The sequence below is a fragment of the Victivallis sp. genome (assembly GCF_048170485.1).
Lineage (GTDB): Bacteria > Verrucomicrobiota > Lentisphaeria > Victivallales > Victivallaceae > Victivallis.
Genome location: NZ_DBEXAY010000107.1, coordinates 1 through 20,235 on the forward strand (window position 1 = coordinate 1; position 20,235 = coordinate 20,235).

Consider the following 20,235-nt stretch of genomic DNA (forward strand, 5'->3'; position numbering starts at 1 on the left):
TATTTTGCTCATTTTGATTTGCACTCCGCCAGAATCCGGTCAGCCAGCTCTTTCGAACTCATCCGGGGGCGTTCCGAGATCACCCGGCCCCGGGAGACCACCACTTCGCCGGGCATGGAGCGCAGATTGTAGACCCCGCCCATCGAATAGCAGTAGGCGCCGGCGTTGCCGATGGCGAGGATGTCATACTCCCGGATTTCCGGAAGCTCCCGCTGTTCGGCGAAGCGGTCGCCGGTTTCGCAGATGTTGCCGCAGACGTCGTACACCTCCGGCTTCCCCTGCGGGTTGCTGAGGTTCCAGATCTGGTGGTACGCCCCGTAGAGAACCGGCCGGATCAGCTGCGGGAAGCCGGCATTGCATCCGGCGATCAGACGGCTGCGGTTGCGCTTGAGCGTGTTGACCTCCGTGAGCAGATATCCCGCTTCGGCCACCATGTACTTGCCGGGCTCGAAACACATCGCAAGCTCTTCGCCGCGCTCCTGGCAGAACTCCCGGAAGCGGCGGGCGATCTCCGCCCCCATCGCCACGTAATCGATCCGTTTCTCATCCGGGCGGTAGGGCACCTTGAAGCCGCCGCCGAAGTCGAGAAATTGAAGATCGGGGAAGTTCGCCTTCGTGGCGATCCGCATCAGATTCTCCATGCTCTGATAGACCGATTCGGCGTGCTGAAGTCCGCTGCCGGTGTGTTCGTGCAGACCGACAATCCGGAACTTCCCTTCGCGGACGATCTCCAATACCTCGTCGACCGACTCCAGCAGGATGCCGAATTTTGTGAGGTCGCCGCCGGTCATGGTCTTTTCGCTGTCGCCGTCGCGGACGTCCGGATTGAAGCGCAGGCAGAGGTCAAGCCCCGGATGGCTCTTGGCGAGCTTGCGCAGCCGGGAGAGCGAGCCGATGTTCATCACCACGCCGGTGGCGAGCACCTCTTCGACTTCGGCGTCGGTCATGTTGTTGGCGGTGTAGATGATCTTCTCCGGGGAGAAGCCGAGCTTGAGGGCGAGGTGCACTTCGCCGGGGCTGACGGTATCCAGCCCGGCTCCGGCGTCGCGCAGCAGCGTGAGAAGAGCCGGATTGTAGTTCGCCTTCAAGGCGTAGTGAATGCGCAGCTTCTTCCACGGAATGAAGCGAAAGAGATCGTTGTAGCGCTCCACGACCATATCGCCGTCGTAGACGAAGAGCGGCGTGCCGTAGTCCGCCGCCAGTTTCAGCAGAAATTCGCGTTCCAGCATGGCCGTTCTCCTCAGTAGGTCGAAATGACCGCGAGCAGTTCCAGCGGCTCGTCGCCGATGGAACGGATGGCATGGCCGTCGCCGTTGCCGGTCAGAATGGTGTCGCCGACGTTGAGTTCGACGATTTCGCCGTTGTCGTCGGCCTCCGCCTTGCCACGGATCACGACAAAGATCTCCTCCTCGGCGTCGTGCGGATGAAAGCCGATGGAGCAGCCCGGTTCGAGGGTCAGTTTCGCAAACATGCGGTTTTTGGAACGCATTTCGCTGTTCGGTTCCCAGAAATGCTCAATCTTCACGGTGCCGTGCCCGCCGCGCATCTCGTTGCGCAGTTCGGTGCGGAATTCTCCGGTTCTGCGGATCATGGGTGGAATCCTCCTATTGCTTCAGACGGCCGAAAATGTTGCCGTATTTCTTTTCATTGAGCGCTTCGACGTAGGCGCTGATCTTGGTTTCCGTGCTGCACGGGTCGATGGTGGTGTCGACGCAGTCGCCGTCGAGCACCAGCAGCGGAACCGCCGCTTTGTTGAGTTCCTCGCGCAGATGCTTGATGAACGAACTGTCCGCCATCGAACAGCGGCCGAAGCCGTGGTTGTAGAGGATGCAGCCGTTGTAGTGGACATTCTTCGCCCCTTCGACGATGGAGCGGACCCGCAGAGCGGGGTCCATGAATCCCACCGTCAGAAGTTTCTTCGCCAGTGCCCGGTAGGGGTCGTTGACATCCAGCGGCTCCCAGCCGATGAAGTTCACCTCTTCAAAGACGATCGGCGCCCGGCACTTGACCTCCACGTAGTCGAGCAGCGAACTGTCGTAGAAGGGCGGCAGGTGGAGCCAGAGCAGCCGGTGGGTGTCGTCGAGCTTGACCGAGTCGCCGATTTCGTCGCGGATCTGCAACAGCTCTTCGTAGAGTTTCTTCTGAATCTCCGTGAGTTCGGGGCGCCCCCAGAGCTGGCTGAAGATCGAGGCGAAATAGATCGCCTGCCCACCGCGGATCAGCGGCGGGCTGTTGTGGCGAAGTTCATTGCACAGCAACGAGTAATGCCGTGCGTCGTTGGAGTGGGCGCACGCTTCGGAGAGCTTCTTCGGATCCATCTTGAGCCCGAGCGCCTTTTCCATCAGAAAGACGGAGCGCTCCAGCTCCTCCGCCAGGTGTTCGATCGAGATGTCGTTCCCGGTGCCGACCGCGGGAGTCTGCAGCGAGAAGAAGCGGTCCTCGATGTTGTAGCTGCGGGCCAGGTCGCGGAAAATCCGCTCCCCCTGCTGGCAGGGCTGCGAGGTGGAGACGCTGAAGGCCGGCGCGGGCAGCTGCACCCCTTCCAGCACCCGCAAAAAGGAGCAGGTTTCACCGGAAAATCCCTTGCAGGCCGCTTTGTCGAACGCTTTTTTCACCTTGTGCTGACTGCGGGCGAAGAGCGCCGCATAGGTTTCCAGCGTCAGCGAGCGGGCGCCGAGCGCGTTGAGCACTTCGCTCGGGAAAAAGAGGTTGCGCCAGACCAGCGGCTCTTTGCCGTGGCCGAGAAAATCCTTTCTCGTAGCGCGTGCGCGCAGGTCGACCGAGGCGAGATGGCGGGTCGGCGGAGGAAGGCCGGCTTCGGGGTCGAGTTTCCCTTTGAGCGTGGAGAACTGCAACGCGAGGCAGGCCGCGCCGAGAGCGCCCATGACGCTGTGAAATTCCGGAATGATGATGTTGTTGCCGGTGATCTCCCGGAGGTAGTAGGCGACCGCCCGGTTGTAGGCGACACCGCCCTGGAAGACGATGTCCCCGTGATACCCGAGGAAAAGTTCGCCGACGCCGGACATGATGGTGCGGGCCTGGGCCCGGCAGGCGCCGCCAATGATGTCGCCCAGCGGGAAACGGTTTTTGAATTTGTTGATCGAGGTCGCCGACAGCACCGCGCAGACCGAGGAGAATTCCAGGTTGCTGTCGTAGTTGACCCGGTCGGCCATCTGATCGATCGGCACGTTGAGTTTGGCGGCGACGCTGTCGAGGAACGCACCGGTTCCGGCGGCGCAGATGCCGCTCATCTTGTAGTTCCACATGCGCATCTTGTCGTTGAAAACCATCGCCTTGCTGTCCTGCCCGCCGACGTCGAGGATCGCCTTGCAGTCGGGGTAGTAGTGACGGGCTCCTGCGACGTGGGCGGTGACTTCGCTCACCCGGAAGTCGTAGGGGACGAACTCCGCGGTGTCTTCGACGATCTGACTGCCGGTGACGACGGTGCAGGTGATCTGTTCGAGTCCGGTCAGGCCGGCGTCGAGCAGAAATTTATCCACTGTCTGGCGGAGCTGGCCGAAGTTGCAGGCGCCGCATTTGGCGCACACGCCGGCGCACCGGACCCGGCCGGTATCCACCGGTTTGGTACGCTGGTAGAGGGTCTGACGGACTTTGCCGCGGTCATTCATCAGAACGGCTTTGAATGTGGTCGAGCCGATGTCGATACCAAGGTACAATTTTTCCATAAACTGGTAGCCTGTCTCGCTTGTCGGGAACGATTATTCGCTGTTTTTCAACAGGTTGGATTGCTCCAGACGGTTCTTTTGATTTTATATTCGTAATCATTACTATACACCCGGGAGCGAGTTTTTTCCAATATCCTTGATTAAAAACTGGAAAATCCATGGATTTGCGGCTATCTTAATTAGTTCTGATGGGCAAACTGCAGGGAAACAGATGAAGAAGAGTTTTGAAGAGCGGTTGATCGAGTTCTCCGGGCCGGCTGAGCTCAAGAATGCAAAACAGCTGCTGAAAAATAACCGGATTGTCGGCGCCTGGCGCGCCGCAGACGGCCGTCTCTGCGGCCGGTTTCGTGTCGGTGCCGTTACGAGTGACGTCCGGGTGCGCACCGGAGAATCGCCGGTCGGCGAATGCAGCTGCGGCGGCTGCGGCAACGGGAAGGCGCTCTGTGAACATGCGGTGGCGCTTCTCATGTATTCGGGGCGGTTTCGCGGACCGGCCTACCGCTCGGTGCAGGAGGAGGAGTCCAGTTACTACGGCGGGTTGCGGCAGGAGAGTCTGCCCAAGCTGGTCAGCCGTGCCCGGACGCCGCTGGCTCAGTTGACGATGGAGGCGGTTTCCGCGTTTCCCCATGTGCCGAGCAAGTGGGAGAACGCGGTGCTCGCGATCAAACTGCGGACCGCTGACCGGGAGTACCTCGGCAACCTGAACAATCTGCGCCAGCTCTACTTTGACAAATCGCTGACGGTGACGCTCAAACTGGAACACTTCTCTCTGCACGATCAGCAGATCATCCGCTTTCTGGCGATCAACGGCGAGGCGGAGAATTCGCAGATTCTGCTCAATGCGGAGCTTACGGCGGAGTTTTTTCACTGCCTCGTCAACTTTCCCCGCTTCATCCGCGAGGGCAAACGGCTTCAGATACGGGGCGACGCCGCGGAGGCGGTTCTGCTGAAACAGGAGAACCGCAACGGCGTGCGCCTCTCCCCGGGAATCCGGGTGGAAGGGGCGGCGCTGCCGATCGCCGGCGCCAAGGTGATTACCGGGCGTTCCGGCTGCTGGGTCGGCCGGGAAGGGGAGTACTTTTTTGTGCCGGCGACCTGCGAGATCAGCTGGTTGCGGAACTTTTTCCGCTCCAGCGTCCAGACGCCGCCGGAGGGGATGTCGGTGGAGGAGTTCCTCCGCTCCTTTCCGCTCCCGGTGGTGCCGGCGGGCAGTTTCGAGCTGGAGACGAGGGCGGCGGGGATTCTGCTGAACGGAACTTTCCCGGAGCCGGATGCGTTTCAGCTGGCGGTCGATTTCCTCTATGAGTCGAACGGGCGGCATGTGCTGGAGAAACCCGGTTCCGGCTATCTGGTCCGGGAGGGCAATCACTTCTGGAAACGCGACGAAGCGATGGAGCACGAGTTTGAGAATGAGATCGCCCTCTTCGGCTTCGACCGCAGCTCCGGCATGCCGGTTCTGCGCGGAGCGGACCGCATCGGCGCCTTTCTCGACTGTGCGCTGCCGGAAATGCTTCGCGCCCGGCCCGGTCTCGCTCTCGGCAGTTCGCTTGCCCGGATGATCCGCGGCAGCGCCGGTCTGCCGGAGCTGGAACTGAACTGCCGGCTTTCGTGCACCGCCGGCGACCGGTATGTGGTGAGCTACCAGCTCACCGGAGACGGCGTGGTGGCGGATTGGAAGAGCTGTGCGGAGGCGGTCCGCGGCGGGCAGGAGTTTCTGGCTCTGCCCGGAGCGGGGCTGGTGAAAATCAGCGCGCCGCTGGCCGGATTCTTTCACGCGGCTCCGACGGTGCTGCGCAACCTCGACCCGGTTGGCCGGACCTTCGAGGTGCCGTTTTTTTCGGCGGGGTACTATACCCACCTGGTGCGGCAGATTCCGGGGGCGCTGGTGCCGGAGATCGCCGCCGGGCCGGAACTGCCGGCGCAGAGCGGACTTGCCGCGCCGGACTTCCGCTTCACCGGCAAGCTGCGCAGTTACCAGGCCGAAGGGGTGCAGTATCTGCAGTGGATGACCGACCGCAATTTCAACGTGATTCTCGCCGACGAGATGGGGCTGGGCAAGACGGTGCAGCTTCTGGCGCTGCTGGCGTCGCGCAAACTGCGCGAGATGCCGCCGGCGCTGATCGTCTGCCCTGCGTCGCTGGTGACCAACTGGGAGCGCGAGGCGCACCGGTTCATTCCGGACTTCCGGGTGGCGGCGCCGCAGGGGGCGGAGCGCGACGAACTGTTCAAGCGGGGAGGGGCGCCGGATTACGATCTTCTGATCCTCTCCTACGCGGCGGCGCGGCTGTGTGCGGAGAAGTTGCGGCACCGCAAATTCAGTTATCTGGTGCTCGACGAGGCACAGCACATCAAGAATCCGGGTTCCTCCAACGCGAAGAACTGCAAGAGCATCGAGGCGCAGCACCGGATTGTGCTCTCCGGCACGCCGCTGGAGAACTCCCCGGAGGATCTGTGGAGCATCATGGACTTTCTGCAGCCGGGGATGCTCGGGACGCTGCCGGCGTTCCGCCGCGCCTATGCGGACATCCGGGAGAATCCGGCGCGGCGCGAGGATCTGGCGGCCCGGGTCGGGCCGTTCATCAAGCGGCGGACCAAGGCGCAGGTTGCGCCCGATCTGCCGTCGAAATCGGAACTGGCGCTCTACTGTGACATGGAGCCGGAACAGCGCGCCCTCTACGAGAAGGTGCGCGAGGAGGGGCGCGCCATGCTGCGCGACTACCGCCCGGAGGATGTCCGGAAGAATGCGGCGATTTTCACGACTCTGCTGCGTCTGCGTCAGATCTGCTGTCACCCGGCACTGCTGCCGGACGGTGCCGGGAAGGGGGTGCCGTCAGCGAAGACCGAACTGCTTGCCGAACTGCTGCATGAAAATCTCGACAGCGGTCACAAAATGCTTCTTTTCAGCCAGTTCACCAGTCTGCTCGGACTGCTGATTCCGGAGCTGGAGCGGGAGAAGATTCCGTTTGAATACCTCGACGGCGCCACGCGAAACCGGCAGCAGCGGGTGGATCACTTCAACAATTCTCCGGAGATCCCGCTCTTTCTGCTGAGTTTGAAGGCGGGCGGAACCGGATTGAATCTGACTGCGGCGGACACGGTGATCATCTACGATCCGTGGTGGAATCCGGCGATCGAACTGCAGGCGGCCGACCGGACCCACCGCATCGGGCAGACCCGGCCGGTGAGCACGCTCAAACTGGTGGTGCGCGATTCGATCGAGGAGAAGATTCTCGAACTGCAGGAGAAGAAGCGCGAAATTTTCGATTCGGTGATCGACGGAGCGATGGGAAATCTCTCGATCGAGGATCTGAAATTCCTGCTGGAGTAGACGTCGCCTGCATCCGGATTCCCTGACGAAAAGTGGAATCTCTCTTTTTCAAGGTTGCTTCATGACGACCGGCGGAAGGGAAAGCGGGGAAAATTCATCTTTTTTCTTGTATCGCTATTGACTTTTTAATATCGATGTGTCATAATTAATAACGCGACAAAACTACAGATATGGATCACAATGAATAAATCGGAACAGCTTTACTGTGATTTGAAGGAGCAGCTGGTATCCTGTGAGCCGGGCAGCTCTTTTCTGACGGTACGTTCAATCATGGATGACTTTGCGGTCAGTCAGGCAACGGTCAGCAGTGCGATTCAGCGGTTGACGGAAGAGGGTCTTCTCCGTCGGAATGGGCGGCGTTGCATGGAGGTGACCGAAGCGGTGCTGCGTTACCGGCAGGGGGCGAAACCGGTCTATTGTCTGGCGGTGCCGCGTTGGCCGTCCGAGTATTACAACATGATTGAACAGTGTTTCATGGCACAGACGGAACAACTTGGCTATGAACTTGAAGTCGTCCGTTACGACTGGCGGGAACGCGTGCCGCACGAGCTGAAGCTGGCCAAGGTGGATGGGCTTGTGATAGTCAGTTCTGCCACGATTACCGGAAAAGATGTCAGCGACATGGATGCACTGGGCATCCCCTATGTAATTTTCGGGCGTTTCCTGCCCGGCCTGGCGCTCCATTCGGTCAGTAACGATGAGGAATACACCGGAGCTCTTGCGGCGCACCATCTCTTCGAGCTTGGTCACCGAAAGCTGTCGGTGCTGCATTCCGAGCCGGAAGATGAGGGGATGATTGCACGTACGAAAGGCTTCCGGCAGTTTGCAGAACTGCACAGCTGTTCTGTCGAGGTGATTGAATGTGGCGTGCAAAACGGCGAGGATGCGGTAAAAAAGAGTTATCTTTTTTTGAAGAATTTTTTTCAGAAAAGTGAGTGGCAATTTACGGCCATGTTTGTTCTGAGCGATTCAACGGCGTTTAGTGTTTATCAAGCTTGTTATGAGTGTGGAATTTCAATTCCGGACCGGCTGAGTGTAGTAAGTTGCGGTGAAGCATGGAACCTTGCTTACCGGGCCCCCGCTCTGACTTCCATCGGGATCGATCATTCCCGTCTGGTGAAGGAGTCGATCCGCCTGTTGAAACAAAGAAATTCCGGCCAGTTTGAGCATGTACAGCTGAAAGCGGAGCTCACGGTGCGCGCATCAACCACACGGTGGTGTCTCTGATAGATCGTAGTTAAACGGAAAGGAGAAACAAATGAAGAAATTTACCTTAATTGAATTGCTGGTTGTAATTGCAATCATTGCGATTCTCGTTGGAATATTGCTTCCCGCCCTGAATCAGGCGCGGGAGCGCGCGAAGGCCAGTCAGTGTGCGAGCAATATGAAACAGGGAGTTCTCGGGCAGCAGATGTATGCAACGGACAACAAGGGGATCATGGTGTTCCGCAGTCCGGATTCCTCTGACAGCCGCAACTGGTACTTCTGGGCGCGGTTGTCGTGGGGAGTGGATGAACAGGGGTTCAACTCCATCCGAACCGGAGGAGGCAAATATCTGTCCTACAATACGCTGATGTGCCCTGCCGCGCAAAAGAAAACCGGAGAAGCGTGGGCGGAGCCGTATGCGATGTTTTATGACAACTGTACCTGGCCGCAGACAAAAGAGCTGGCAGAAGAGTTTGGAATGTCGTTTTACGATGATCTTCGCAACGGAGCCTATCTGCTGCCCCAGCGGATGAAGAAGCCGAGCAGTTTTTTTGTCTTTGTCGATTCGCTGAGAGTCAGCGGCTGGCTGACCGGATATACCGATCATGTCTGGCGGGCGCGTGAAGCCCAGGATGGAGGAGGCATGTATGCCCAGCATCTCGGGCGTGCCAATGTCGGCCATGCAGACGGCCATGTCGGCAGTTACAATCGTGCAGAGGCGGAGGCTTCCCCTATGAATGTAACATATTTTCTTTCCAACATGTAATTTGATATAGATCCAGCAGATTTTCCGGAGAACATGGGAGCAATGGTGCGTTTTTTCGCTTTTTTCTTATTGATCGGGATAATATTCCCTGCCTCTGCAGCAGAAGTCCTGCAGGAATTCTTGTATCGCCCCGAGCAGGATGAAGCGGAGATTGTATTTTTTCGTCGAAATCATACAAGTATCCGTCAGACATCACAAGGAGAGTTCGGCCGGGTTGCTGGAAAACGGGCCGGATGGCGTGTCAATTGCGCCGCGGAACCGGAAAGTACATATTTTGAATTCTGTTTCCCGGGAGGGAAAAAACTGTCCGATTTCACGGTTGCAGAGGTCCGGATTCAGGTTTTTCTTCCGGTGAACCACTCCGTTGACGATTTGAATCTGCGCCTGCAGGATGTTGATGGAGAGGTGTTTCAGTTTCGGCGAAAGCTGCCTGCGGGAAAGAGCCGCTGGACTGAGATCTCCTACCATGTGGAGACGAATGCGCCGAAGGCGGAAAGCTGGGGCGGCGGCAAAAAGGCGAATAAGAAGTTGGATGCGCCGTTACGGCTGGTCGGGATCACGGGGGATCTCAAGCGTACGGCCGGCGAAATCGGAATTGGCGAGGTTGTTCTGAATGTTATCAACAGCAACGCCCCGGTACTTCCGGAGGTGATGACAGGTTCCGGAACGCCGATCCATGTTCTGAAACCGGGCGAAGAAGAAAAACTTGCGCTCGAATTCCGCAATCCCCGGCCCCGGCTGGCTTCCGCGGTTGCCGAATGGCAGTTGATCGGAGTGCGGGGCGAGACGCTTGAAAAAAGACAGCAGACGCTGAGATTGTCTCCGGGGGAGGTGAAGTTGAGGAAACTCCCTGTGCCAAAACAGTTTGGTGTCTATCGGATTCTGACTGAAGTGAAGGATTCCGACCCTGCTGTGAAACCAGTGAAAAAGGAGTTGCGCTTTGCCTATATGAAGCCTGCCGGACCGACTCCGCTGGAGAAAAACGATGGATTCCTGTTCGGTGTCTGCTCGCATCCGCAGCGTCACGTTTCTGCAGACCAGGATCTGGAAGCGATGGCGGCCGCCTGGTGCGGTGTCAAGGCGTTGCGTGAGGACATTGACTGGGCCAGGATACAGCCGGCGCGGAACCGTTGGGAATTTCAATCGTTCGACGGCGTCGTCAGGCGTTTCGGTAAAGTTGGAATCGAAGTAATGCCAATTCTTTCGTATTGCCCCGCCTGGGCTGCCGCTGCCGACTGGAAACCGAAAAGTCTCAGTCGCGCGAACGCTACGATGAACCGTCGTCCGGATTATGAATACTGGCGGCAGTTTCTGCGCAAGGTGGCGGAACGATATCGGAATGCCGTTCGTTTCATGGAGGTGTGGAATGAACCGGATCTGGCGATTTTCGCTAATTTCTCCGCGGAAGAATATGTCAAAATGCTGGAAAGCGCCTATGCGGAGATCAAAAATACCGCTCCTGAAATCCAGGTGCTGACCGGTGGATTTTCCAATCTGCCGGAACGGAGCAGTCCGCAGTTGATGCCGGCGGTGATCCGGTCTGGGAAATATGATGTTCTCGCGTTTCACGGACACGGCCTGTTCGGGGGCTATCTCTATCAGATTACCCGGATCTGCTCTGCTTATGGAAACCGGAAACCATGGTTTGCGAATGAGACGGCGCTTTCTTCCATGGTCTACGGGGAGGAGGTTCAGGCGCAGACGCTGTTTCGCAAGCTGATATACTCATGGGCGAAGGGATCGATCGGCTACAACTGGTACGATTTGCGCAACGATGGCTTCGATCCCGCCAACAATGAGCACAATTTCGGGATGATCACTGCCGATTTTTATCCGAAGCCGGTCTATGTCGCCTACAACTCGCTGGCAAATTTGTACCGGGGAGGAACATTTCTGAAACCGCTGTCTCTGGGCAATGAGATCCATGGCTACCTCTTTCGGGGACAGGACGGCGGCATGCTTCTGGCGGCATGGAGCGATACGGGAGATGATCGGATTTTGCCGCTTGCTGTTTCCGGCGTGACCGGAAGTGCTGAAACGGCGGATCTCTATGGAAACGTCAGGAAGCTCCCGGTGAAAAACGGTGTTGCAATTTTCGAGATCGGGCAGGAACCGGCGACATTGCGTGTCTCCGGACAGACGGAGGAGATTCAGGTTGCCGGTGCGCTGGTGCGTCCTGCGGGAAAGCTGGAGATTGTGCCGGGTGGTCACACCGTATTTTCGTTTGAAATCTACAATCCGGAACGTCGGTCTCGAGAGTATCATGTTCAACTCTCTCTGCCGCCCGGGCTTTCGCAGACCGCAGCCGTAACGCCGTTGCGGCTTGCTCCCGGAGAAAATCGGAAGGTCGGGTTTCCGGTTCGCGCAGAAGAGAGCTTCCGCTCTTTACCGGGCAAGACAAAGGAGTTGACGCTTTCTCTCGGTGACAGAAGTTTCCGCTATCGGATTGAGACTGTTACGCTGATGCCGGCGCGTGGATATCATTCTGAGCCGGATTTTGAACTCAATTCCGCCGAACAGGTGTATTCGCTGGTGCCCAACTCACCGGAAACCGCCCATCTGTTCTGGAAAGGACCGCGGGATCTCTCTGCAAAAATATGGCTTGGCCGTGATGGAAACAATCTTCTGCTGAGGGCGGAAGTCGTCGACGACAGACATACGCAGCCTTATAGCGGGGAAAGGGTCTGGCAGGGAGACAACATCCAGTTTGCCATGGTTCTGCCCGGCCAGAAGGGCAACTGGGAGATCGGGCTTACCCGGACCGACGCGAAACGGCCGGAGGTTCATGTCTGGCTGGCTCCTGAACGGTTTCACCCGGCGAAAACGGCATCGCAGATCGTGCTGAATACCTCGCGGGAGGAGAAGACGGGACTCACCCGTTACGAAGCGCGCATCCCATTCTCCGCCATCGGGTTGACCGATGCGGTAATGCGCCGGGGATTCCAATTCAATCTACTGGTCAACGACAACGATGGGGCGAAGCGAGAAAGTTTCATTGCGATTGCACCCGGACTTGGCGACAACAAGGATTCCAGCCAGTATCCGGTTGTGAGGTTTTAGCGTGTTTTCCGGATGCTGCTCCTCACGGGGCGGCATCCGGAAAACAACGATTGCACCGGACTTCCCGGCCCCGCAATTTTCTCTGATGGGTTACGGGAAGAGGATTTCGAAGAACGGCGTGCCGTACTCGAATTTTGAGGTGTCGAACCGGAGCGACAGCTTCCCGTCGCGGAACGAGGCGTCAAGTTTCTTCTCGCGGGTGCCGTCCAGATTCAGGGCGTAGACCTCCGGCTTCCCCGCGGAACGGTTCTCCAGCGTCAGCGCAAATTTCCCGCTGCGGACAAGGATCGGAAACTTCCCGAAGTCGATCTCCACATCGAAACGTTCGTTGTTGAACGCCGTGTGTTCGCTTACCGCCATTGTCGCAGCAACCAGCAGAATCCGCCGGCTGGTCCGCAGGTCGGGTGCTGCATCGAGAGCCACCGCCGTCAGCGAGGCGGGGACGGAACTTTCGGAAATCGTCAGCGCATCCAGTTTCACCGGCTGATTTTCCTTGAGAACGGCTCCTTCCAGTCTCTTCGTCACGACGCGCAGCGTCTGCTTCTGCACGTCGGTGGTGATTTCGCCGGTCTCGCTCTGGTAGATTCCGCGGTCGGGATCGGTAAGGTTGTTCTGCCCGATCACCCGTTTTTCCCGCAGCTCCCACACCAGCTGCCGGGCCAGCTCGTCGCCGCCGCGCGTTTCGCGGACCTCGGCGAACATGCCGCCGCCGAAGGTGCGGGCAAACCGTTCCGGCACGATCTTGAGGCTGTCGCGCACCGAACCCCGCCCTTCGCAGGAACAGCCGAGCCGGGTCACCATGAAGAGACGGCTGTATTCGCCGCCGATCGCATTCATGAAGTCGGCGGAGTGCATGACCCGCTTCGGAATCGCAATCTCCACCTTGTGCGCCGCTTCCGCCACGTCGCCGCGCTGCCAGGCGAACGCGGTGAGGATCTCATTCACCCGCGCCATCGGACTTAACGACCCCTCGAACACGTAGCCGTTCATCGGGGTGTGCCACAGCGAAACGGTCGTGCCGTGCTGCGTCAACATGTCCCACCCCTGCAGGGCGGCGTAGGCCCCCCACATCAGCCCCGCTTCGTGAACATAACGGTTGTAGGGCGCGTGGGAGTATTCGGTGATCAGAAATGGCCGGTCGAAGAACCGGTTCACCCCCGCTCTGCCGATGTAGGAGTTCCGGTCGGTAATAGAACTTGTCTGTCCGGTCAGAAAGCCGGTGCCGCGGTACCAGCGCAGATTGTAGAGCTTCTGTTGATAGTTCCGCACCGGCTGCGCCACCCGGTTCGGATGCGAAAAGTAGGTGTGCATCGCGACCGCAGTCAGCGGCAGGCGCGGCGGAATGTCCATCAGCCGCATGTACATGTCCCAGTTGGTGACGACCCCGCGGAAGCCGACTTTGCGAACCTCCTCCATATAGAATTTCGACATGCCGGTCAGTGCCTCTTCCAGCCAGTCGCGGGCCTCCTGCGATTTCTGCAGCAGTTCCAGGTTCAGAACCGGAGCGGTTTCTCCGGGGTGGACGGAGGCAAAATGTTTCCGCCAGTAGGGATTCAGCTCGTTCCAGTAGTTCTTCTGATTGTCCTGCTCGTTGAAGAGTGTGATGCCGACGATCATCGAGTCGTCCACCATGCGGGTGCCGGTGTAGGGGTTGACGTGCTTCATCATGTAGTGGAATCCGGCGCGCCAGTTCTCCCGGTAGTCCTCCCGGAAAAGCAGTCCGGTCTTGACGTCGAATTCGACGGTGGCCGCGGTCCAGCTTGTCCGGGTGGAGGCGATGTCCGGCAGAAGGTAGATGTTCCGTTTGCGCAGACAGGCGACGAAATAGTCCCAGCGGTCCGCGAAGGTTTTGTCGATCGGCAGCTTCCCCATGGTGCGGGGGAGGGTGGTCTCCTGGAGTTTGAGTGTTTTTTTCGGATATCCGTTCTTCCCGGTCAACGCGCCGTCGGGAGCCTGAATCCGGACCATGTTGAAACCGCGGAGCCGGATCGCTTCGGCGTACTCTTCGATCTCCGGTTTGCTCATCGCGTAGAGATGGTTCTGCCATCCGCCGGGCGCCATGGTGAAACTGCGGAAGCGGACGGTGCGTGAGGGTTCCTTCTCATAGGCGAGTTTGCCCTCCCGGTTGACGATGATCCGGCCCAGCTCGCCGATTTTCGGCGCCCGATCGAGAAAACCGGAGAGGTCCAGTGCGGTTCCGGGTTTCACATCGAGCATCGGAATCCGGCGAGGCTGAACATAGACCCATTCGACAGGGTCCATCTTGATCGGCCGCCATTCGGGGGAGCGGAGGATGGTCGTGACGTTGTCCAGTTTTTCCCGGAAGGGCACCGCTCCACAGAATACCTTCCACCCCTCCGAGCCGCTTTTTACGAAGAGCGCAACCGTGTTTTTCCCCTTTCGGACGGGGAAGTTGAACACATGATTCGTCACACCGGCGGGGGTGACGGTGTTGCCGGTTTTGAGGGTGTCGTAGATCGACTTCCCGTTGACGAGGAAGTCGAACCACCAGTCCGCGCCGACTCCCAGCTGCATGAATCCGTCGGACTCTGCGGAAAACTGATTCAGCAGCAGCGCCGGCCTTCCCTCGGCCGCCCGGCCGGCGACCGATTCGAGATCCAGCGCACTGTTCCGGAAGGTGACGGGAATGCCTTTAGCCCCGCCGACGGCGGCGGGGAGGGCGTCGAGGGCGGTCCAGTCGAGACTTTCCGGCGTGACGCCGGGGTAGAGCATCCAGCTTTCCCGCAGGGCCAGCGGCAGGTGGTTCTGAATCTTTTCCGTCCGGACCGGTCCAATCAGGAGGGTGGCGTTCAGCGGATAGGCGCCCAGCATGAACATCGGGAATCGGATTTTTTCCTGAAAGTCCTGTTCTACAGTGAGTTCATAGGAGACCTTCTGCCACTCCGGACGGACCTTGACGGAACCGATGCTCCAGCGGGAGATGCCTTTCCAAGGTTTGCCGTGCTGGATGAGGTTGAACTGGATTGTTCCGTATTCCGAACCTTTGATCCAGAAGGAGATGCGTAGTTTGTCCCCTTTTTTCAAGTTGGCGTCACAGAAGAGGTTGAGCTGAGCACCGTGCGGCGTGTTGTCCGGTTTTTCGGCGACCCGGAGAGCGAGCACCGCATCGCCGTCGGGCGTCTTTTCCTGTGAGGCGACCTTTTCGAGGCGCCGGCTGCTCAGAATAACCTCTTTCGTCGTGAAGGGGGCATCCCATTTCTGTTCGTGAATGACCTCCGCACTCAGCGAAAGGATGGTCAGATACAGCAGCGGTAACAACAACTTCTTCAAAATGAACCTCCCTGGTTGAATGGTTATTCCCACCACCGGTTGCGCCGGCGGGTTTCCTGAGTGAGTGAAGCGGTGAACGGTTCGCAGGAGTATGGATCCATCGGGTTCTGGATCAGGAACTTTCCGACATGCATGTCGGAAAAGAGGACGCCGCAGTTCCGGTCGTGGCGTCCGGCGGGGCGGCCGCGGTAACTGCTGGTGTCACTCGAAGCGGATATGGAGAAGCGGTACTGCCCCTCTTCCAGATTGAGGGAGGCTTCGCCGCTTGTCTGTCGCCAGGTTTCCGCAATCAGGATCTTCCAGGATGGATTTTTCATCGAGGTGATCTTCATGGCCTGATCCTCCGGAACACTCCGGCCGTTGATCCAGGCGCCGAGCAGATAACCGTTGGCGCCGTAATGGGGGGTATCGATCCAGAAATCTTCCTTCTTCGGAGCCGGCATGGAGGGGCAGCGGAAGACGGCGCTGGTGAGGTAGCTGTTACCCGGAACCTCCCGGAAGAATTCGTCCAGAGACAACAGCCGCATGCCCCAGTGCGGGGTGCCGAGGGAGCCCGCGTTGCTGGTGAGCACAGGAATCATGAAGTCGTTGTTGTCCACGATGTAGGCGGCGTAGGCGACGCCGATCTGCTTCAAATTGGAGGTGCAGGCGGTGGTGCGTCCCCGTTCGCGTGCTTTGCCCAGCGCGGGCAGGAGCATCGAGGCGAGAATGGCGATGATCGCGATCACGATGAGAAGTTCGATAAGAGTAAATGACGGAACTCTGCCGGGGGTGTTTCCTGCAGGGATTTTCGCCGGTTTCGAAGACGGTTTCATCTGGACGATCCTTCTGCTGATTTGCGCTGTTATTCAGTATACACGCATTTCCCGGAAAAAACATCGTCTGAATGATTCCGACAGAGGTTTGCGGGGAAAATATTAATACAGTCCAATCCGGCTCAGGCGAGCAGGGAGTATTTTCTGCGGAACTTCCCCGGCGAGGTGCCGGTCTCTTTCCGGAAGGCGCGGTAGAAGTAGGAGAGGTCGCGGAACCCGCAGAGCGAGGAGATCTCCAGCACGGTTTTGTCCGTCTCCATCAGAAGGCGGAAGGCGTGCTTCATCCGGATGCGGAAGAGGGTTTCGCCAATGCTTTCGCCACAGCTTTTCCGGTAGGCGTTGCAGAGGTGAAAGTGGGTGATTCCCAGCTCGTTTGCCGCCTGCTGATAGTCGAACGGCTCCGCAAAATTCTGCTCGAGGCGGTTGAGTACGTAGGCGGCCAGAACGTCGCGCCGCTTGCGGGAGAAGTTTCTGGCGCTGAGGCGCGTCATCCGGATCAACAGCTCCGCGAGATGGAGTTTGAGCATCAAGCCGGAGTTCTGGTCGTCGCGCAGGTATTCGCGCCGCATCTCCCTCACCAGAGCCTGGATACGCCGGTCGGAGTTGATGAGATAGAGCTGGTCGCCGATCACGCTGGAGTGTTTGGGGCCGTCGGCGTCGAAGATGGAGAAGAAGTCGTTTTCGTCCTTGAGTTCGCTCAGAAATCCATCGATCACCCGCCGGCGGAAGAGGATGTTGCTCAGATCGATGTCGGTATCCAGCTCGAAGGTGGTGAGGTCGTCGGGGCGGACCAGGCAGAGGAAGCCGGGGCCGAAGGAGTAGTGCTTGCCGTTGATCACCAGCGTGCCGCGGCCGGAGAAGATGTAGAAGATCTTCCAGAAATCCCGCCGGTAGAGAATCCGGCTTTCTTCGTTGTACATCGAGCGTTTGTTGTGGCCGCGCAATACGGCCACCGGCAGATGGGGGGAGAGAAAATCCACCGCCTTGAGCAGGACACATTTCTCATTCATTCCGGTATGCTCCCGATGCTGTTTTGTCTGTGAAACTGTATCACGCGGATCCGTTTTTTTCAACCGCTTTCGACTGGACTGCATTAATATTTTTTGCGGCATGTCACCGCCGGAGAGAAAAAGCGAAGTAATTTCCCGTATTTCATGGTATCTTGTTTCTACAACCTTTCAATGGAGTGAAAAGAATGAACAGACGACCGATTGTTTCCGCCTTCTACTTTCCGAACTGGCATGTCGATCCGCGGAATGAGAAGTATCACGGCACCGGATGGACCGAGTGGCGGGTGGCGCAGTACGCCACGCCGCGCTTCGAGGGGCACGAACAGCCGAAGGTGCCGCTGTGGGGATACGAGGACGAGGCCGATCCCGCCGTTATGGAAAAGAAGATCGCCGCCGCGGCCGACCACGGCGTGGACAACTTCACCTTCGACTTCTACTTCTTCGAAGACGGTCCCTACCGGGAACGCTGTCTGAATGAAGGATTTCTGAAAGCGGCCAACCGCGACCGGGTGACCTTTTCGATCATGTGGGCGAACCACGACCACATCTATTCGCATCCGGGCAGCTACTGGAAGCCGGCAGAGCCGGTCTGGCGGGGCGATGTCTCAGTGGAGACCTTCCGGAAGTGCACCGATTACTGCATCGAGCACTACTTCCCGCAGCCGAATTATCTGCGCATCAATGGTGCGCTCCATTTCGCCATCTACCGGCCGTGGAACATCATCAAAGAGATGGGCGGCATTGAAATTTTTCAGCGGGAACTGGCCGCGTTCCGGGCCCGGGTGGAAGCGGCCGGGCTGGGCCGTCTCTGGCTGGACCTGCCTGCCGCCGGTTTTGCGGCATGGGAGCACATCGAAGATGCGGGCGCGCCGCTGCAGATGCTCGGCGCCGACTCCTCTTTCGCCTACAGCTGGGGATACCGGGATACGTTCCCCGCGGAGGAGTACCAGCCGTGGGCGGAGAAGAATATCCGCAATCAGGCGCGGTTCATGGAGAAGCTGAGCGTGCCCTACAATCCGGTGGCGGCGCCGGGCTGGGATTCGAGTCCGCGGACGGTGCAGTCGGATATGTTTGACAACATCGGCTATCCCTTCGGCCCGGTGGTGATCGGTTCTTCGCCGGCGCGGTTCGAAGCGGCGCTCCGTCGGATTTCGGAACTTATGGAGCGGGAAAACGCCGGGCCGATGGTGAATCTCTCCTGCTGGAACGAGTGGACCGAAGGGGCCTATCTCGAACCGGATACGAAATCGGGCTTCGGCTACCTGGAGGCGATTCGCAACGTGTTCGGGGTCACTCCCCGCTGACGGAACCTGCCGGCGGTTCCGCTCCGGCGCGGCGCGCCGAGGCCCGGTAGTCGCCCGGCGTCATCCCGGTTTCCCGGCGGAAGTATTTGTAAAAGTTCGCCAGATCGGTGAATCCGGAGAGGTAGCAGATCCGCTCGATCGACTCCTCTCCGGATTCCGCCAGACGGCGTTTTGCTTCGCCGAGCCGGATGTCGAGTAGCGTTTTCCCGATGGTCCGCCCGGTCTGCTGATGGTACAGCGTGAGCAGCCTGCCGCGGGAGAGCCCGATTTCGTTGGCGATTTTCTGCATGGAGATGGACTGCCGGTAGTTGCGGTACAGATAGTCAGAGACGATTCCGGAGATCTCTTCGCGCCGTTTTCTGGCGAAACTGCGGGTGCTCAGCCGGGCAAGTTCGATCAGAAGTTCCAGCAGCTGGTGTTTGAGCATCTCTCTGGTGTTGGCATCATGATATTCGTATTCATGCGCCATCCGGCGGATCAGTGTGTAAATGTTTCGATTGGTATCGAAAACATGAAGCTGCTCATGCAAACTGGAGTCCATCGGGACAAATTCCGATGAGAAAAGGTCGAAGAAGTTGTAGGCGTGGTAGAGGCTCTTGAGTTCGTTCGCGATGAATTCCCGTTGAAAGAGAATTTGATACAGCAGAATCGACTCAGTCAGTTCATAGGCCATCTCATCGTCTGGGTGGCAGAGATAGAGGTAGCCGGAACGGAAATGGTGGCGGATACCGTTGATCTCCAGAATGCCGCTGCCTTCCACGATATAGGCGATCTTCCAGAACTCTCTCTTGCCGATGGCTTTGTTGCCCGGCGGATAGTCGTGAATGGAGTGTACACCACGGTTCACTGAAATCGACAGGTCCTGTGGGATGTACTGCCGTGCGGTGAAAAGTTTCAATTCCCGGTCAGGGCCTGCCGGTTTTTTGTCTATCGATTTCTGCATCATGGGGAAATATATCAGCGTCGTCTTTCGCTTTCAAGCTTTTTGATTTGGTAAATAGTAATATTTTCGAAAGTTTCATCGATTACAATTCAGAGGTACAAGGCCTGCCGGAATTTTTATGGTATACTGTAGCCTGTCAGACGGTTGGCTGCGAGGGAATGCGATGACGACGACCGGACAGCAGAAATGACATGTTTACGGAGGCAAGAGGATGAGTACGGAAAAATGCGGCGGATTTCGGATGAAGAGAGAGCGTGGCCTGTTTTTTACTTTAATCGAACTCCTCGTGAGGACTACTTGTTAAATATACGTTTTGTATGATAAATAATATATCATCTCTTTATATCAAATTCAAGTCTTCTTTGGGATGAGAAAAAAGCTTTAATCGAATTTCTGCTCGTAGGCTGTCGGCCTGCCCCACGTGGGTCGTTTGCCTATGTAATGCCACCCTTGACAAACGGAGGCATTACAATTAAGACCCTGAATTTTTCAAAATCCCGGCGGGCACCTCATGGTGCACTTTGAAAATTCTTCCACACAGGTTCCAAAGCCTATGGAGAATCCAAGTTTACAAGAATCAGTCTTTTGGCATTTAGGAATGTTATGAGTGTCCGAACCAGCAAGTCCGAAAAAATCAAAATTATTTATTGCATTATTATTTGTCATACAATAAATATTTCCTCCCCCTTCTTCCTCGATGGGATCGCGTTTGGTCCATCTGCCGAGTTGTGGGCTGTAGTAGCGGTAGTTGTAGTAGACGAGTCCGGTTTCGTCATCTGCATACTCGCTGCTGAAACGGAAGGGGTTCTCGTCTCCGTCCACCGGG

General features: G+C 57.9%; 13 protein-coding genes. 5 read left to right on the plus strand and 8 right to left on the minus strand.

Annotation, left to right across the window (positions count from 1 at the left end; all coding sequences use genetic code 11):
* Positions 1-8: 8 nt before the first annotated feature.
* Genes lysA through ACMLHG_RS05725 form a run of 3 tightly spaced genes read right to left on the minus strand, consistent with a single transcriptional unit; the run spans position 9 to position 3,686 of the window.
* Complete coding sequence (gene lysA, locus ACMLHG_RS05715; RefSeq protein WP_295810742.1) at positions 9-1,229, minus strand: diaminopimelate decarboxylase; 1,221 nt, start codon at positions 1,227-1,229, stop codon at positions 9-11.
* Between the two features lie 11 nt (positions 1,230-1,240).
* Positions 1,241-1,591, minus strand: coding sequence for a cupin domain-containing protein (locus ACMLHG_RS05720; protein WP_294434582.1), 351 nt, complete (start codon positions 1,589-1,591; stop codon positions 1,241-1,243).
* 13 nt (positions 1,592-1,604) lie between these two features.
* Entirely contained in the window at positions 1,605-3,686 is a 2,082-nt protein-coding gene (locus ACMLHG_RS05725; protein WP_294434579.1) for a 2-hydroxyacyl-CoA dehydratase, read from the minus strand.
* A gap of 211 nt (positions 3,687-3,897) precedes the next feature.
* Here ACMLHG_RS05725 and ACMLHG_RS05730 point away from each other — a divergent pair, with 211 nt between their 5' ends.
* The 4 genes from ACMLHG_RS05730 to ACMLHG_RS05745 all read left to right on the plus strand — a co-directional run bounded on the left by ACMLHG_RS05730 (position 3,898) and on the right by ACMLHG_RS05745 (position 12,046).
* Positions 3,898-7,014, plus strand: coding sequence for a DEAD/DEAH box helicase (locus ACMLHG_RS05730; RefSeq protein WP_417169860.1), 3,117 nt, complete (start codon positions 3,898-3,900; stop codon positions 7,012-7,014).
* A 180-nt stretch (positions 7,015-7,194) separates the two neighbouring features.
* The gene (locus tag ACMLHG_RS05735) at positions 7,195-8,241 is read left to right on the plus strand and encodes a LacI family DNA-binding transcriptional regulator (RefSeq protein WP_294434575.1); all 1,047 of its coding nucleotides are present in this window, start codon (positions 7,195-7,197) and stop codon (positions 8,239-8,241) included.
* Positions 8,242-8,272: 31 nt separating this feature from the next.
* Positions 8,273-8,986, plus strand: coding sequence for a type II secretion system protein (locus ACMLHG_RS05740; RefSeq protein WP_417169861.1), 714 nt, complete (start codon positions 8,273-8,275; stop codon positions 8,984-8,986).
* Positions 8,987-9,337: 351 nt separating this feature from the next.
* A complete protein-coding gene (locus ACMLHG_RS05745; RefSeq protein ID WP_417169862.1) occupies positions 9,338-12,046 on the plus strand; it encodes a 1,4-beta-xylanase in 2,709 nt (902 codons plus the stop codon).
* A gap of 90 nt (positions 12,047-12,136) precedes the next feature.
* Here the strand turns inward: ACMLHG_RS05745 and ACMLHG_RS05750 are convergent, their stop codons facing one another.
* The 3 genes from ACMLHG_RS05750 to ACMLHG_RS05760 all read right to left on the minus strand — a co-directional run bounded on the left by ACMLHG_RS05750 (position 12,137) and on the right by ACMLHG_RS05760 (position 17,162).
* A complete protein-coding gene (locus ACMLHG_RS05750; RefSeq protein WP_417169863.1) occupies positions 12,137-15,337 on the minus strand; it encodes a hypothetical protein in 3,201 nt (1,066 codons plus the stop codon).
* Between the two features lie 23 nt (positions 15,338-15,360).
* Complete coding sequence (locus tag ACMLHG_RS05755) at positions 15,361-16,152, minus strand: prepilin-type N-terminal cleavage/methylation domain-containing protein (protein WP_417169864.1); 792 nt, start codon at positions 16,150-16,152, stop codon at positions 15,361-15,363.
* Positions 16,153-16,274: 122 nt separating this feature from the next.
* Positions 16,275-17,162, minus strand: coding sequence for an AraC family transcriptional regulator (locus ACMLHG_RS05760; RefSeq protein WP_417169865.1), 888 nt, complete (start codon positions 17,160-17,162; stop codon positions 16,275-16,277).
* A gap of 185 nt (positions 17,163-17,347) precedes the next feature.
* Here ACMLHG_RS05760 and ACMLHG_RS05765 point away from each other — a divergent pair, with 185 nt between their 5' ends.
* Positions 17,348-18,466, plus strand: coding sequence for a glycoside hydrolase family 99-like domain-containing protein (locus ACMLHG_RS05765; protein WP_417169866.1), 1,119 nt, complete (start codon positions 17,348-17,350; stop codon positions 18,464-18,466).
* Here the strand turns inward: ACMLHG_RS05765 and ACMLHG_RS05770 are convergent.
* Entirely contained in the window at positions 18,453-19,313 is an 861-nt protein-coding gene (locus ACMLHG_RS05770) for a helix-turn-helix domain-containing protein (RefSeq protein ID WP_417169867.1), read from the minus strand. The two genes, ACMLHG_RS05765 and ACMLHG_RS05770, sit on opposite strands and share 14 nt — an antisense overlap.
* A 585-nt stretch (positions 19,314-19,898) precedes the next feature.
* On the minus strand, positions 19,899-20,235 hold a 337-nt coding region (locus tag ACMLHG_RS05775), incomplete at its 5' end, for an RHS repeat-associated core domain-containing protein (RefSeq protein WP_417169868.1).